Annotated in this window: 14 protein-coding genes; 2 read left to right on the top strand and 12 right to left on the bottom strand. The window is 54.2% G+C overall.

Features of this window, described 5'->3' with window-relative positions:
- Nucleotide 1 precedes the first annotated feature (1 nt).
- The 6 genes from SYN_RS10995 to SYN_RS10970 all read right to left on the bottom strand — a co-directional run bounded on the left by SYN_RS10995 (nucleotide 2) and on the right by SYN_RS10970 (nucleotide 5,455).
- Complete coding sequence (locus SYN_RS10995) at nucleotides 2-448, bottom strand: Hsp20/alpha crystallin family protein (protein WP_041585028.1); 447 nt, start codon at nucleotides 446-448, stop codon at nucleotides 2-4.
- A 190-nt stretch (nucleotides 449-638) separates the two neighbouring features.
- Complete coding sequence (locus tag SYN_RS10990; protein WP_011418206.1) at nucleotides 639-1,346, bottom strand: ABC transporter ATP-binding protein; 708 nt, start codon at nucleotides 1,344-1,346, stop codon at nucleotides 639-641.
- 2 nt (nucleotides 1,347-1,348) lie between these two features.
- Entirely contained in the window at nucleotides 1,349-2,098 is a 750-nt protein-coding gene (locus SYN_RS10985) for an ABC transporter ATP-binding protein (protein WP_049750050.1), read from the bottom strand.
- Between the two features lie 44 nt (nucleotides 2,099-2,142).
- Nucleotides 2,143-3,345, bottom strand: coding sequence for a high-affinity branched-chain amino acid ABC transporter permease LivM (gene livM, locus SYN_RS10980; RefSeq protein WP_011418204.1), 1,203 nt, complete (start codon nucleotides 3,343-3,345; stop codon nucleotides 2,143-2,145).
- A 3-nt stretch (nucleotides 3,346-3,348) separates the two neighbouring features.
- Nucleotides 3,349-4,251, bottom strand: a complete 903-nt coding sequence (locus tag SYN_RS10975; RefSeq protein ID WP_011418203.1) for a branched-chain amino acid ABC transporter permease — start codon at nucleotides 4,249-4,251, stop codon at nucleotides 3,349-3,351.
- A 19-nt stretch (nucleotides 4,252-4,270) separates the two neighbouring features.
- A complete protein-coding gene (locus SYN_RS10970) occupies nucleotides 4,271-5,455 on the bottom strand; it encodes a branched-chain amino acid ABC transporter substrate-binding protein (protein WP_041585027.1) in 1,185 nt (394 codons plus the stop codon).
- A 199-nt stretch (nucleotides 5,456-5,654) separates the two neighbouring features.
- On the opposite strand from SYN_RS10970, the gene SYN_RS10965 reads away from it, so the two are divergent.
- Nucleotides 5,655-7,001, top strand: coding sequence for an IS5-like element ISSac2 family transposase (locus tag SYN_RS10965; RefSeq protein ID WP_011416657.1), 1,347 nt, complete (start codon nucleotides 5,655-5,657; stop codon nucleotides 6,999-7,001).
- Between the two features lie 212 nt (nucleotides 7,002-7,213).
- Here SYN_RS10965 and der read toward each other — a convergent pair whose 3' ends face one another.
- Both der and era read right to left on the bottom strand, forming a co-directional pair.
- Entirely contained in the window at nucleotides 7,214-8,557 is a 1,344-nt protein-coding gene (gene der, locus SYN_RS10960) for a ribosome biogenesis GTPase Der (protein WP_011418201.1), read from the bottom strand.
- A gap of 212 nt (nucleotides 8,558-8,769) precedes the next feature.
- Entirely contained in the window at nucleotides 8,770-9,657 is an 888-nt protein-coding gene (gene era / locus SYN_RS10955) for a GTPase Era (RefSeq protein ID WP_041585026.1), read from the bottom strand.
- Between the two features lie 181 nt (nucleotides 9,658-9,838).
- Here era and SYN_RS10950 point away from each other — a divergent pair, with 181 nt between their 5' ends.
- The gene (locus SYN_RS10950) at nucleotides 9,839-10,570 is read left to right on the top strand and encodes a phospholipase D family protein (protein ID WP_011418197.1); all 732 of its coding nucleotides are present in this window, start codon (nucleotides 9,839-9,841) and stop codon (nucleotides 10,568-10,570) included.
- On the opposite strand, the gene SYN_RS10945 is transcribed toward SYN_RS10950, so the two are convergent.
- Genes SYN_RS10945 through mnmA form a run of 4 tightly spaced genes read right to left on the bottom strand, consistent with a single transcriptional unit; the run spans nucleotide 10,565 to nucleotide 14,780 of the window.
- A complete protein-coding gene (locus SYN_RS10945; RefSeq protein WP_011418196.1) occupies nucleotides 10,565-11,656 on the bottom strand; it encodes an elongator complex protein 3 in 1,092 nt (363 codons plus the stop codon). The genes SYN_RS10950 and SYN_RS10945 overlap by 6 nt on opposite strands.
- On the bottom strand, nucleotides 11,643-12,365 hold the full coding sequence (rnc, locus tag SYN_RS10940; protein ID WP_011418195.1) for a ribonuclease III: 723 nt from the start codon (nucleotides 12,363-12,365) through the stop codon (nucleotides 11,643-11,645). The genes SYN_RS10945 and rnc overlap by 14 nt, the downstream gene beginning before the upstream one ends.
- Nucleotides 12,362-13,690, bottom strand: a complete 1,329-nt coding sequence (gene mtaB, locus SYN_RS10935) for a tRNA (N(6)-L-threonylcarbamoyladenosine(37)-C(2))-methylthiotransferase MtaB (RefSeq protein WP_202943559.1) — start codon at nucleotides 13,688-13,690, stop codon at nucleotides 12,362-12,364. The genes rnc and mtaB overlap by 4 nt, the downstream gene beginning before the upstream one ends.
- Nucleotides 13,665-14,780, bottom strand: a complete 1,116-nt coding sequence (gene mnmA, locus SYN_RS10930) for a tRNA 2-thiouridine(34) synthase MnmA (RefSeq protein ID WP_258165181.1) — start codon at nucleotides 14,778-14,780, stop codon at nucleotides 13,665-13,667. The genes mtaB and mnmA overlap by 26 nt, the downstream gene beginning before the upstream one ends.
- Between the last annotated feature and the right edge of the window lie 130 nt (nucleotides 14,781-14,910).

The raw sequence follows: 14,910 nt of genomic DNA, 5'->3' as shown, positions 1-14,910 counted from the left end.
GTCAACGATGCTGGAACATGATTTTATGGACTTTGCTCAGAGGAAGTTTGGTCATGCGAATCTCCAGAAGGCCGTCGGCGTAAACCGCTTCCGCGGAGTCGGTGTCTATGGGGGCGGGCAGCACCAGGCTCCGCTCGAAATAACCGAAGGGAATTTCCGCGAGATGGTAACGGGCGTTGCCGATTCCGGCACCGGTGGTTCGTCTTCCATAGACCTTGACGGTCCGACTGCTGATTTCCAGATGAATATGCTCCCGCTTTACCCCGGCCATTTCCGCGAAAATAATGAGCCGGTCGGGGGATTCGTAGATATCCATCTGGGGCCGCCAGGTGCGTTGGGAAACGGAATAGCCTGAATTGATCATGTGAAACATGTCGTCAATGGTTTTTTCAAACTCACGGGCCGTTTCCGTGATCTCATCATCCAGACTGATTTTGATGTAATTCATGGGCATCTCCTCCATGGGGGAACCCTTAGAGGGTTCAGGGATATGCGGGTCAGGCGGACCAAAGTGTGTGGAAGAAGGGGGAAGGGAGACGCTGAAAAAAGATGGACCGTCCTGATCAATTCCGCAATGGTAATTTAAATACCACTGTATAGACTGTTTTGTAAAGTTCCTTTTTTGTTAATGTTTTCCATTACAGTCCAAGATAGGCCTGTCGGACGGCTTCGTTGTGGAGAAGCTTCTCAGATGTTCCTTCCATCAGAATTCTGCCGTTTTCCAGGACGTACCCCCGATGGGCGACCTGAAGCGCCATATGGGCATTCTGTTCTACCAGAAAAATGGTTGTTTCGTTTTCCAGGTTGATTTTGCGGATGATCTGAAAGATGAGACGGACCATCATCGGGGCAAGACCCAGGGACGGTTCATCGAGGAGTAGAAGCTTTGGCCGGGCCATGAGTGCTCGGGATATCGCCAGCATCTGCTGTTCGCCGCCGCTCAGCGTTCCACCGGGCTGATGGCGGCGGTCGGCAAGGATCGGAAACAGATCGAAGACATAGTCCAGATCGTTTTTGATTCCTGATCGATCCCTGCGAAGAAAGGCCCCCATGTCGAGGTTTTCCGCAACGGTCAATTGGGGAAAGATGTGCCGGCCTTCCGGGACCTGACAGATTCCCAAGGCCACGATGGCATCGGGTGTCCGGGTGTGAATGGGCTGTCCCTCAAAGAGAATCTCCCCCCTCCGGGGAGGAACGAGTCCGGAAATCGACATGAGAGTCGTGCTTTTCCCTGCTCCGTTGGCGCCGATCAGGGTGATGATTTCTCCCGGGCGGACCTTGATGCTGATGCCTTTCAGCGCCTGGATGTTCCCGTACCAGGTTTCTACCTGACGCAATTCGAGCATGATCAGATATCCTCTCCCAGGTAGGCTTTGATGACAACGGGGTTTTCCCGGATTTCCCGGGGCGTTCCCTCGGCGATTTTCTGGCCGTAATCGAGAACCGTCACCCGGTCGCAAAGGCTCATAACCAGCTTCATGTCATGTTCGATCAACAGGATGGAGATCCCCTCCTGATCCCGGATCTGCCGGATCAAGCCTTCAAGTTCTCGTGTTTCTTGAGGATTCATTCCAGCGGCGGGTTCGTCCAACAGGAGAAGAAATGGTTCCGTGGCCATGGCCCGGGCTATCTCCAGACGCCGCTGCGCCCCGTAAGGAAGATTCTTCGCCGGCAGATTGACCACATCGGCGAGGCCGATCTTTTCCAGGATGGCAAAACTGGTGCGCACGATGTCCCTTTCTTCAAGTCGGGTCTTTCTGTTTCGGAGCACTGCACCCAGAATTCCGGAGGAACTTCGGCAATGGCGGGCCAGCATGACGTTTTCCAGAACCGTCATGTTCTGAAAAAGGCGGATGTTCTGGAAGGTGCGGGCCAACCCGCGCTCGGTCACGGCATTGATTTTCAAACCGTTGATCCGTTCCCTTTGTTTGCCGGGCGGGCAGATGAAGATATCGCCTTCTGTTGGATGGTACAGGCCCGTGATGCAGTTGAAGAAGGTCGTCTTGCCGGCGCCGTTGGGTCCGATCAGGGCGACGATTTCCCCCCCCTTGACATGAAGTGTGGCAGCGTTGAGGGCGCGCAGACCGCCGAAATCCATCGTCAGGTCAAGAACCTCCAGGGCGGGATAGGGCGTTTCGGAAGTCACGAATCGTTCTCCTTGTACTGATAGGTCCGCCGGACGGCCGTGATCATGCCCTGTGGCCGGAAGACCATCATCAGCACCATGGTGGCTCCGAAGAGGAGCATCCTGTAATCCTTGAAGACCCTCAGGTATTCCGGAAGAAGCATCAACAGCAGGGCGCCCAGAATCACGCCGGGGATTGAACCCATGCCTCCCAGCACAACGATGGATAGAATCATGGCCGATTCCAGAAAGGTGAAGCTCGCCGGATTGATGAAGGTGGTCTTGGCGGCCAGGATCACCCCGGCCATGCCGGCCCAGGTGGCTCCCAGGGCAAAAGCGGTCAGTTTCGTTCGAGTTTTGTCAACCCCCATGGCTTCGCAGGCCAGTTCATCCTCCCGAAGAGCGATCCAGGCCCGGCCGATACGCGAATGCTGGAGGCGGTTAACCACCAGAATGGTGAAGAGGCAGAGGGCGATCATGAGATAATAGATATAAATTGTGGCGTTTTGCAGGCTGAGTTCGATGCCGAAGAAGCCAGGGCGAGGAATGTTGGAAATACCGCTGGGGCCAAAAGAAAAGGCATTCCAGTTTTCGAGAATGAGACGGATGATTTCTCCGAATCCCAGGGTTACGATTGCCAGATAATCCCCCCGGAGCCTCAGGACGGGAAAGCCGAGGATAACGCCGAAACAGGCGGCGAGCAGGGCGCCGATGGGCAGCGCGGTCCAGAATCCCACGCCGAAGTGGACATTGAGAAGGGCATAGGTGTAAGCGCCTACGGCATAAAAGGCCACATAGCCTAGATCGAGCAGGCCCGCAAGTCCCACGACGATGTTCAGTCCCAGTCCGAGAACGATGTAAAGAAGAGCCGTCGTCATGATGCTGGTCTGATAACTGGAGAAAAGAAAGGGAAAAACAAGGGCGAACAGTCCACCGGAAACAAGGATCGACTTGTAAATCAACGGTTCATCGAGAATTTTTCGGGAAAAAAAATGCAGGTATTCATTTTTCTTTTCAGCCGGTCCCGGACCTGATCCCTTTCTGGCCTGCATGTATTGCCAGAGAAGCGACATAACGAAGGTGCCGATTCCGACGATAATCATGTTTTTCCAACGCCATTCCACAATGTTTTCGATCGTGTTCACCCGGATCGCCAGTAGAGGAAACGTGAGAAACATGAACCAGAGGGAGGTCAGGACGGCATTCTTTACCTTCTTCATGACTTATACCTTGCGGGTTGGAGATCGCCCCAGAAGGCCGGCGGGTCGGAAAATCAAAACGAGCACCAGCAGCAGGAACGCAAAGACATCTTCGTAATCGCTGGAGACATAACCCGTGGCGAAGCTTTCCGTCCATCCCAGAACCAGTCCGCCGAGGACGGCGCCCGGGATGCTGCCGATTCCGCCCAGCACAGCCGCGGTAAACGCCTTGATCCCGGCGATAAAACCGATGTAGAAATTGATCCGGCCGATGTGGGAAGCGATGAGCACGCCTCCGATAGCGGCCAGGGCGGAACCCAGGATGAAGGTGTTGGAGATCACGCGGTTGACGTTGACGCCGGTGAGCATGGCCATCGTGCGGTCCTGGGCGGTGGCGCGCATCGCCTTTCCCATCCGTGTAAATTTGATCAGCAGGGTGAGGAAGATCATGATCAAAGCTGTCGTGGCGACGATGAACAGTTCGGTCGAACCCATGATGTGAGCATAGGGGGCCATGAAGTCAAACTGGGGCAAAAGATTGGGGAAGGGGAGGAAATCGGAGGTCTGGGCAAGGAGGACGTAATTCTGAAGAAAAATGGACATCCCGATGGCGCTGATCAACGGCGAAAGCCGTGGCGCCTGACGCAGCGGCTTATAGGCGATTTTTTCCACGGTAAACCCGTAGGCGGAGGCGTAAACCACGGCAAAGACCGCCGCCAGGATCAGAACGGAAATTCCTGAAAATCCATTAAGGGTGAGCACGCCGGCGACGATCAGCGCCGTGAAGGCCCCGATCATGTAAATCTCGCCGTGAGCGAAATTGATCAATTCGATGATGCCGTACACCATCGTGTAGCCGAGGGCGATGAGGGCGTAAATACTGCCGCGGGTCAGCCCCCCGACCAGAAGCTCCAGAAAATAGTCCATTTTACCTGACTGATTGAACTTATTTAACCTCGACGTAGGCTCCGTTTTTTACTTGATACATGGCAAAACCCACGCCCAGGGCATCCCCACGTTCGTCAAAGCGGATCTTCCCCAGGGGGGTATCCACGTCCTGAGAACGCAGGGTCTGTTTAATCTTTTCAGAATCCGTGGAGCCGGCCTTCTCGATGGCGTTGAGCAGCGCCTGGGTCGCCGCATAGGCATTCAGATAGAAGGCTCCGGGATCGGAACCATAGGCTTTCTTGTGTGCTTCATTGGCGGCAATGGCCAGGGGATTGGAGGATGTGTCCCTGGGACCGGTGGCATAGACGCCCTCGGCATAGGAGCCGGCTACCTTGATGAATGTGATGTCCTTAACCCCGTCATCGGAGATGAACCAGGTTTTCATGTTTTTCTTGCGCATCTGCATGACAATGGATGACGCCTCCGGGTGATAGCCGCCATAAATAACGGCATCGGCGTCAGATCCTTTGATCTTCTGAACGACTGCTGAATAGTCCACCGCCCCCGGGGTTACGCCTTCGAAGAGGACAACCTGAGCCGCGTTCGATGACTCGATGAATTTTCTGGCGTATTCGGCCAGGCCCTTGCCGTAATCGCCCTTATCATGGAGAACCGCGATCCTGCGGGCCTTCAGACTGTTGATGGCAAAATCCACCTGCAGCCTCGCCTGGGCGTCATCCGGGGCGATGGTCCGGAAAAAGTTCGGGTACTGCCCGCTCTGGGTCAGCTCCGGGTGGGTTGCCGAGGGGGATATGGCAATGATCCCGGCATCCTTGTATATGCCGATGGCTGCTTTCGTCGCGCCGCTGCAGATGTGACCGATGACGGCGTCGACCTTCGAGGAGACCAGTTTCGCCGCGATGTTGGCCGCCATTTCCGGTTTGCAGGCATCGTCTTCGACAAGCAGTTCAACCTTTCGGCCCAGAATGCCGCCTTTGGCATTGATGCCCTTAACCACCAGTTCCGCCGCCTTGACCGTGGGCAGCCCGTAGGAGGCCAGATCGCCGCTGTGAGAGCCGGCGACGCCGATCCGGATGGCTCCTGCCGCGGTTTCTTTCTTTTCTCCTCCCGCAGGCGCTTTCCCCTGGTCTTTACCGCATCCTGCAAACGAAACAATGAAAAACAGGATCAGCAATCCTGAAAATAAAAGTCTGAAAGAATGAAATTTTCTGAAACGACTCATTCTGCCCTCCTGAAACATATTCTATGAGTTTGATGTGTAATGGCGATTGTCCGTCGATTCCTGTTTTGAAATCTATCCTTACTACTTAGTCCGTCCTGAAAAATACGGGCTGCAACCCGCATAAATAATGAAACTGTTCTTTGAAAACTGAAGAAAATTGTGGATTTGCAGTTGTTTCTACTCTGAAAATGTACTATAAGTGGCTGATATGAAAGTACATATTCCAGAAAGGCAACTTCTTATGTTCGAGACGCAGTTTTCGGATGTCCTCAACCCGGAGCATGAGTTACTTCGTGCCGCACGCTTGATCGATTGGGACAACATCCATGATACACTGTCTGCTTACTATAGCCTCCGGGGTCGCCAGGGGAAATCCATTCGACTGATGGTCGGCATACACATTTTGAAACATCGCTATAACTGTTCCGACGAACGAGCGGTTGAAATGCTGCATGAAAACGCCTACTGGCAGTGCTTTTGCGGATTCAACAGCTTTCAGCGTGGACAGATTATGGAAGCCACATCCCTGGTGAAGTTTCGGAATCGAATCGGCACGGAAGGGATGAAAGAGATAGAGGCGGCGTTGCTCAAGACCTGGTCCGAGATGGGCTTGGTAAAAGCCAGACGGGTGGCGGTCGATACCACTGCTCAACCCAAGAACATCGCCTATCCGACGGACGCCGATCTCCTTTACCGGATTAGAGAGAAGATCGTCAAGCAAGTCCAAAGGGTTCGTGAGGAGGTAACCCTTCGGAAGCCCTTTCGCACCTTCAATCGATCTGGTAAAAAACTCCTCCTCGGAATCAAGAAGTTCCACCGAAAAAATCCGGAAGGCAGGAAAGAGGAGATCAAAAAACTCAAAGAGATGACCCGTCATGTGGTCGAAAAGACCGGAAGGGTGGTAAGCAGTCTTTACCGTCGAGGGCTCAAGGAATCGGGACGGAAACTCAATCGTCTGGTTTCTCTCGGGAAGAAAATCGTCAATCAAACGGAGGAGGTTCTCTCCGGCCACCTTCCTCGAAAGCGGATTTACTCCCTTCATGAGCCGAATGTGGCCGTGATCAGGAAAGGAAAGAGCCACCCCGACACTGAGTTTGGAGCACTTATTGCTCTTGCAAAAAACGATGACGGTTTGATCCTGTCCCATGTGGAATATCAGCATAACGTCGCCGATGTGAAGACCTTGGGACGGGTGATCACCGGAATCAAGACCAATGTGGGACAACGACCACGAGAAGTTGCGGCGGATCGGGGATTCGATCAATCCCTCAAAAAACAGGAAAACTGCCGCAGACGGTGGGGCATCAAAAGAATCGCCATTCCAAAGAAGGGAAAGACGCCTCATCCGGACAGCAAAGAATCCTGGTTCAGAAAAGCCTTGAAGCAAAGAGTCAAGATTGAACCCGTTATCGGTCATCTCAAAAGCGATCATCGCATGAATCGCTGTCGGTACAAGGGAGCGGCAGGAGATACCGTCAATGTTGTATGGGCCACCCTCGCCTGGAACATGAAAAAGATTGTCCAACTGCATGGGCAAATGGGATAAAAGCAAGCCTTAGAGGGAATCGACAGACAGTGTAGAGAAAATCATTCAGAAAATCTCTTCTTTAGCCGCAATCATCTTCAGTTTTCAAAGAATCGATCAACCAAAAAATTTTTCACATCCTATTTTTCAGGACGGACTACTTAAAAAGTCAGGGGGTGTCAAGATGAAAACAGGCCGGGCGTCTTGAGATCATTCCTGATCCGGAACGGTAATCATGAACCGATATTACGATGCTTTCTCCGGAAGACGAGCCTTATGGGAACCGTAGTGAAACCTAAGGCTTCCCTCAGGGAGTTAATCAGGTAACGTTCGTAGGAAAAATGGATTTCAGCAGGCTTGCCGACAAAAAAGGCAAAGGTGGGAGGCTTGATGGACACCTGGGTAACATAATTGAAGGGATGCGCCTTTTGCTGATACTGGGGCGGCGGATTTTTGGACACAATCTCCATCACTTTCCGGTTCAGCTCCCCCGTGCTGATCCGGGTCGTGTACTGACGATAAACCTCCTGCACCAGAGCGAAAATCCGCGTCACCCGCTGACCGGACAGGGCGGAGACAAAGATGATGGGGGAAAAATCCATGAATTTCAGCCGATCCTTAATGTCCCGCACGTAACGTCCCACCGTGCTGTTGTCCTTGGCGACGAGGTCCCATTTGTTCACCACGATAATGACGGCTCTGCCCTTTTCAAAGGCCAGCCCGGCGATTTTGGTGTCCTGATCGGTGATTCCCTCTTCCGCGTCGATGAGCAGCAGGGCGATATCACATCGGTCCAGGGTCTTCAGTGCCTGAATGACGCTGTATTTTTCGAGACTCAGGCTGATCCGGCTCTTTTTGCGGATGCCGGCTGTGTCGATCAGCAGATACCTGTGACCGTCGAATTCAAAGGGGGTGTCGATGGCATCCCGCGTGGTGCCCGGCGTGGGATTGGCGATGGTCCGTTCGTAGCCCAGGATTTTATTGAGCAGTGATGACTTGCCCACATTGGGCTTGCCGATCAGGGCGATCCGGATCCGGTCCTCCTCTTCTCCTTCTTCGCCGGCAGACGCTGCTTCCTCAGGGAGACAGGCCGACAGGTCCTCCATCAGTTCATCGATGCCCAGGCCATGCTGGGCTGAGATGTCATGGATACGGGAGACTCCAAGACGGTAGAATTCCGGCAGGAGGCCCTCATGCCGGGGACCGTCCACCTTGTTGACGGCATAAAAAACCTTTTTCCCTCCTTCGCGCAACAATTGCACGATTTCAATATCGGCAGGGGTCAGACCGTCCCGTCCATCCATCAGGAAGATGATGATGTCGGCTTCTTCAATGGCCAGATGAGTCTGTTCCCTCATCTGAATGAGAATGGTTTCCGTGGATGCCGGTTCAAATCCTCCCGTGTCGATGAGGGTGTATCGTCGTCCATGCCAGGTGCAGTCCGCATAATTCCGGTCCCGCGTGGCTCCCGGCACGTCAATGACGATTGCCTTGCTTTTCTGTGACAGTCGGTTGAACAATGTTGATTTGCCCACGTTGGGTCGTCCAACAATGGCAACTATCGTGTTTCTTTCCAAAAAATACTCCTTATGAACGATTCATCCAGCAGTTCCTGTTAAGGGTGGAAGGGGAATGTCCCGTGAAACAGGGCTTCTTGCTGAACGAAACGGACGGGAAGAAAAAATGCAAATTTTGATATTGATCTGCGTTTCCGGACTCTTTGAGTAAGCGGCTGTCTGTCACAACTTTTTATCCATTTCAAGGAAAAAGTTTTCCCGTGAAATCATGCCTACTCGTTATACCCGAATTCCCGCAGCATTCTGGGATCCTTTGTCCAGTCTTTTCTGACCCGCACAAACAATTCCAGGAAAATCCGGGTCGCGAAGAACTTTTCCATATCCACCCGTGCCCTTGTACCGATCTCTTTCAGCATGGTTCCCTTTTTGCCGATGATGATTCCCTTTTGTGATTCCTTTTCCACGTTGATCGTGGCCGAAATTCGGATGAGATTTCTGGCTTCATCCTCCTTGAAGGCATCGACGACGACGGCGGAAGAATAGGGGATTTCCTTGTGGGTGAGCAGGAGAATCTTTTCCCGGATGATCTCCGCGGCAAGAAATCGTTCGCTCTGATCGGTCATCATGTCGTCGGGAAAATATTGGGGGCCTTCAGGCAGGTATTTCCAGAGTTCATCCAGAAGAAGGGGAATTCCCTCTCCCGTCAAAGCGGAAATCGGGATCAGTTCGGCAAAGGAATGCAGATTGCGGTAGGCGTCCATCAGCGGCAGAAGCTGCTCCTTCCGGATCAGATCGATTTTGTTGAGAATCAGAAAGGAGATGGTCCCGCTCTCTTTCAGGGACTCGATAATGGGAAGGTCTTCCGGGTGGACCGCCTGTCCCGCTTCCACAACGAGAAGAAGGATATCGGAATCGGTGAAGGTTTCCGTGGCCGTGCGGACCATGAGCCGGTTCAGGGGAGTGCTGGCCGAATGAATCCCCGGGGTATCCACAAAGATAAACTGGGCGTTGTCCGCGTTTCTTATCCCCATGATCCGATTCCGTGTGGTTTGGGGCTTGTGGGTGATGATGGCCAGTTTCTCGCCCAGAATACCGTTGAGAAGTGTTGATTTTCCTACATTGGGTCTGCCGATGATTCCGATGAAACCGGACTTGAACATGATGGAGCAACCTCCTGAACTTTTTCTGTCCATAACATGGATTTCACCGGAGCTGCAACCGGAACAATACGATGGCCATACAGGATCGCGCGATAATCCGGGCAGGCAAAATTAAAAAATTTTCCCGGACTTGACGAAAAAATCCGGCGGATGTAGAAGGCCGTTGTCATATGTATAGGGCATGGAATTCCAGTTCCGGATCAGAGGCGATATCGAGGCGGAAAGACAGAGACAACGCAGGCCTGCCCGGAGCGACGGCCGAGATGCCGGCTGCGGATCCGACGATGATCGCGTCCTGGTGACATGGAAGGGGAATCAGCCCGTTTTTCATCTGGAGGATTTATTGATGTTCAGAGGTTGGAGAATTTCAGCGGGGCTTTTTCTGATTGCAGCCATTCTGATCGGAATCGCCGCCTGCGGTCAGCCGGAAGCGGAACAGAGTGTTGACAAAGCCGCGATCCGCGTTTACTTCAGTCCCGGCGGGGGGGGCACCGAGGCGATCGTTCAGGAGCTGGATCGGGCATCCAGAGAGATCAAGGTGCAGGCCTATTCCTTTACGTCCCGGCCGATTGCCGGAGCGTTGCTGAACGCGCACAGACGCGGCGTGAAGGTGGACGTCATCCTGGACAAATCCAACGTGTCCCCGAAATACGGCGCCGCCGATTTTACCGTCAACAGAGGCATCCCGACATTTATCGACGATCAGCATTCCATCGCGCACAACAAGATTATGATTATCGATCAGGAAACGGTCATCACCGGGAGTTTCAATTTCACCAGGGCGGCAGAGGAAAAAAACGCGGAAAACCTGCTTATTATCCGGGAGCCGGGGATCGCCAGTCAGTATCTGGACAATTGGGAGCGCCACCGTGCCCACTCGCAGGTTTACCAGAAACGGCCGGACCATTCATGAAAGGATGGGGCGGAGACCGGTGCGATGCATGGAGATGCTGCGGTCTCCGATCCGTAGTGTCAGCCATCCCCGTGTATAATCCGGATCGTTGGTGACCTCGATCTTCAGGGGGCGGAAGCGTTCTGCAAGTAAGGAGAGGTTTTCCCCTTTATGCCCACGGAAGTCCGACACATCCCGCGGTGACAGGAAAAAAGAAACCGCCCGCCCTTCAGACCTTGCTTCGGAGAGCAGGGTTGTGGCCATGTCCCGAAAGATGGCGGCGTTGACCAGTGAGCGGAAGGCCGGATGATAAGGGCCGGCGACGATATTTCCCGGCAGTTCCATTTCCGGGGTGCTCTGAAGGCCGAGTCTGATGACGGGGATTCCCCCCTTTTCCAGACGGAGCAGGGCGTACCGTGACAGTCCCACGGCTTCATTCAGCGAGAGGGGGGAATATTGTCCCCTGGCGTAAAGGGTCGCGAGGACCGTGTTCCGGAAGACCAGGGTCGGGTGAAGCCTGACCGTGTCGGGCTGAAGATCGAGAGTCCGGTCGATGGTGGCGGCAAAAAATTGTGGACTGTCGCCGGGAAGTCCCATCATCAGATGGATCCCGACTTCAAAACCTTTTCTCCGCAGCCGTTCCACCGCGGAGAACACATCTCCCACGGTATGGCCCCGCCGGGAATGCCGCAGGACTTCCTCCACAAGCGACTGAGCACCCAGTTCCACAGTCCTGACCCCGTGGCGCCGCAGGAAATCCAGAAGGTCTTCGTCAATCTCATCCGGCCTTGTGGAAATCCGGAGGCTGTCGACTCGTCCTTCTCTGATGTATGGCTCGGCCAACTGCAGGAGCCTGGTCTGTTCCTTCCGGTCCATGCCGGTAAAGGTCCCGCCGTAAAATGCGATCTGAACCGGGCTTTTCCCCCGTTTCTGATTTTCCGAATAAAGTGTCACGGTTTTTTCGAAAGCAGCCTCGCTGAACGCAGCCGGGAATGTTCCCGTGGTAATGCTTTCGTTGCAGAAGATGCAGCGTTGCCGACAGCCCTGCCAGGGCAGAAAAACGGGGATAATCAGGGGGGATGCCACGGAAAATTCACTCTCCTTCATGGGTATTCTTCAGCAGTTCGTCCAGCGCTTTGTGTGCCGCGTGCTGTTCCGCTTCTTTTTTGCTCTTTCCTTTTCCGGTTGTTTCGATGATCCCGGGAATGGAAAGGCCGCTTTCGAAGAGTTTGTCATGGTCGGGGCCGTATTCGCCGATCAGCCTGTATCGGGGAATTTCCCTGAAACGGTTCTGGCTGAGCTCCTGGAGGGTCGTTTTGTAATCCTTATAGGTGGCGCTGCGGTTTCCTTCCTCGATGAGGGGGGTGAAAAGGCGACGGACGAATTCGTAGGCCCGGTCAAACCCACCGTCCAGGAACACCGCGGCCGTGATGGCTTCCATCGTATTGGCAAGGATCGATGGTTTGGAACGGCCGCCGGAACTTTCTTCCCCTTTTCCCAGGAGAATAAAACTGCCGATTCGGCATTTTTTGGCCAGTTCGGCTAGAGGCTGTTCGTTGACGACAGAGGCCCTCAGCTTGGACAACTGCCCTTCAGAATAATCCGGAAAAGCCTTCATGAGCAGGTCGCTGATGCACAGTTCGAGAACAGCGTCTCCCAGGAATTCCAGCCTTTCATTGTCCGCGAAGGACAAGGATGGATTCTCATTGACATAGGAGCGATGGACCAGGGCGTTATCAAGCAGAGTGATGTCGCGGAACGCACAGGAAAGATGTGATTCCAGTTTCTTCAGGGCCGTTTGTCGTTCTTCCGTCATGGGGTCATGATCCTTCCAGAAATTCTTGTGCCATCGATGTTTTCAATCTGGACCTGCACCAGTTGATTGACCTGCGAGGCGTCGGCATTGGTCATGAGAATGGGTAGGTAATTGCCGGAAAATCCTTTTCTCAGGCCACTGCTCCGCTCTCTGCGCTCCTCCACAAGAACACGCAGGCTGCGGCCGTGAAACCGTCGGGCGAAGGCTTCCCTTTTGCGGGTTCCCAGCGTTCGAAGAATTTCCGCACGCTTTTTCTTCTCGTCCGGGGAGACCTGGTCCGGCATGGCGGCGGCCGGGGTGCCTGGACGCACTGAATAGGGAAAGACATGAAGATAGGCCACGGGAAGGGACTCGATGAGCTCGACCGTGCGCTCAAAAGCAGCCTCGCCTTCTCCGGGAAAACCGGCAATCACGTCGATGCCGATCGCCAGATCCGGGATCGCCCGGCAAAGCTTTTCAAGCAGGTCCTTGAAGAAAGAGGTTGTGTAATGCCGCTTCATGCGAGTCAGAATGGAGTCATCGCCACTCTGGAGCGGGATGTGCAGGTGCGGACAGAGCAGAGCGGATTGCCGCAGCAGGGCGATGAAGTCGTCTGAAATCTCCGTTGGCTCGATGGAGCTCAGGCGGAGCCGCTCCACAGGATGCTGTTCCTCCACTTTTCTCAGGAGATCGACGAGGGAGGACTGCGGAGAAAAATCCTGTCCATAGGCGCCGAGGTGAATTCCCGTAAGAACGACCTCCCGGTAGCCGGTCCGGCCCATGTGGGCGAGCTGCTCCAGGACGCTGCCTTCCGCGAGGCTCCGGCTTCTTCCCCGGGCGGATGGGATGATGCAGTAGCTGCACCAGGCATTGCAGCCGTCCTGAATTTTCAGAAAGGCCCGGGTATGGTCCTTAAAACGGGTCGCCGCCAGGGAAGAGAATTGCCGGGTCTGCCCGATGTCTCCAACCCGGATTTCCAGCCGTTCTTTCAGCAGGCGGGCAATCAGATCGGGAATCTGATCTTTTTCCGCGTGTCCGGCAATGAGGGTGACTCCAGGAATTCCGGCGATTTCCGCGGGGGCGGTCTGGGCGTAGCACCCCGTTACAACAATGACGGCTTCCGGGTTATTCCGAATCGCCTTTCGGATAATCTGCCGGGACTGATAATTGGTCCTGGCCGTAACGGTGCACGTGTTGATGATGTAGCAGTCCGCTACCGAGGAGAAGGGAACCATCGTGTAGCCCCTTCTGGTGAGGGCCTCCCCGAGACCCTCCGATTCATACTGGTTGACTTTGCATCCCAGTGTGGCGATCGCTGCCTTAATCGAGAGGGATTCCCTGTTCAATCCATCCTCCTCCAATAACCCGGTCATCGGAATAGAATACGGCGGCCTGGCCCGGTGCGACAGCCCGCTGAGGTTCCTGAAAGCGGATTATCAGCTTGTCTCCGGCTTCTTCATGATCGGCCGGCCGACCGGTTGCCGGGCAGATTTCATCCCCGGCGGAAAGGGGGCAAACGACCGAAGAAACGCCGCGATGGCGGTATCGGATCCGAACAAGAGTTTCAAAAACTTCTTCCCGGGGACTTTCTCCATCAATCCAGGATACGCCGGAAACGATCAGACCTGAAAAACCTTGTTCTTCCTCATGGCCGACGACGACCCGGTTCTTTTCCCGGTCTATGGCCAGAACATAGTACGGGCGGGGCGCGGCGATGTGCAGCCCTTTCCTCTGTCCGATCGTAAAGCTGTGAATCCCGTTGTGGCTGCCCAGGAGCCGGCCGCTCCGGTCCACGATGTCGCCGGGGATTGCAGGGGAGGAGCCCATATGCCTTTCGATAAAGGTCTTATAATCATCATCGGGAATGAAGCAGATTTCCTGACTTTCCTTCTCTCTGACGGCTTCCACTCCCATGGTCAGCGCCACAGACCTGACCTCCTTCTTGGTCAGTTCTCCCAGAGGGAAAAGAATTCGGCTCAGTTGTTCCTGTCCCAGCAGAAAGAGAAAATAGGATTGATCTTTGGCCTGATCCAGACCACGCAGAAGGGCATACCGTCCTGTCTGCCGGTTATGAAAAACCCGCGCGTAATGCCCCGTGGCCACAAAATGGCAGGCCAGGCGGTCGGCATAGTACAGCAGGGTTTTGAACTTGATTTTCCGATTGCAGACAACGCAGGGATTGGGGGTCCTGGCCACCAGATATTCCCGGGTCAGATACTGAACGATTTCTTCGTCGAAGGTTTCGGTCACATCGGCAACATGGAGGGGAATGCCCAGCTGGTGGGCGGCATGCCGGGCGCGGGCTTCCGATGAACCGGAAAAGCCATTGAAGATATGGAGCCCTTCCACCGTAAAACCACGATCTAAAAGAGCCGCAGCGGCTATGGTGCTGTCTATCCCTCCGCTGAGTCCGACGAGTGCCTTGAAACGGGTAATGGATTTTATCCTCCTTGCAGATCCTTTTCGTGGGCACTCTTATCATCCTGAAACGGTTTGTCAAGACGAAAGGAGGACTGGATTTTAATCGAAAAGCAGGATAAGGAAAAACGACATTTATCGAGGAGGC

The organism is Syntrophus aciditrophicus SB (assembly GCF_000013405.1).
In the GTDB taxonomy this organism is placed as follows: Bacteria; Desulfobacterota; Syntrophia; order Syntrophales; family Syntrophaceae; genus Syntrophus; species Syntrophus aciditrophicus.
This window is presented reverse-complemented; position numbering and strand designations above follow the sequence as displayed.

Bases quoted from the DNA above. Each gene is read 5' to 3' on its own strand.
- SYN_RS10985 (WP_049750050.1), bottom strand. From the start codon at position 2,098: ATGGATTTCGGCGGTCTGCGCGCCCTCAACGCTGCCACACTTCATGTC.
- era (WP_041585026.1), bottom strand. From the start codon at position 9,657: ATGTTCAAGTCCGGTTTCATCGGAATCATCGGCAGACCCAATGTAGGA.
- SYN_RS10975 (WP_011418203.1), bottom strand. From the start codon at position 4,251: ATGGACTATTTTCTGGAGCTTCTGGTCGGGGGGCTGACCCGCGGCAGT.
- livM (WP_011418204.1), bottom strand. From the start codon at position 3,345: ATGAAGAAGGTAAAGAATGCCGTCCTGACCTCCCTCTGGTTCATGTTT.
- rnc (WP_011418195.1), bottom strand. From the start codon at position 12,365: ATGACGGAAGAACGACAAACGGCCCTGAAGAAACTGGAATCACATCTT.
- SYN_RS10945 (WP_011418196.1), bottom strand. From the start codon at position 11,656: ATGAAGGAGAGTGAATTTTCCGTGGCATCCCCCCTGATTATCCCCGTT.
- SYN_RS10995 (WP_041585028.1), bottom strand. From the start codon at position 448: ATGAATTACATCAAAATCAGTCTGGATGATGAGATCACGGAAACGGCC.
- SYN_RS10950 (WP_011418197.1), top strand. From the start codon at position 9,839: ATGGAATTCCAGTTCCGGATCAGAGGCGATATCGAGGCGGAAAGACAG.
- SYN_RS10990 (WP_011418206.1), bottom strand. From the start codon at position 1,346: ATGCTCGAATTGCGTCAGGTAGAAACCTGGTACGGGAACATCCAGGCG.
- SYN_RS10970 (WP_041585027.1), bottom strand. From the start codon at position 5,455: ATGAGTCGTTTCAGAAAATTTCATTCTTTCAGACTTTTATTTTCAGGA.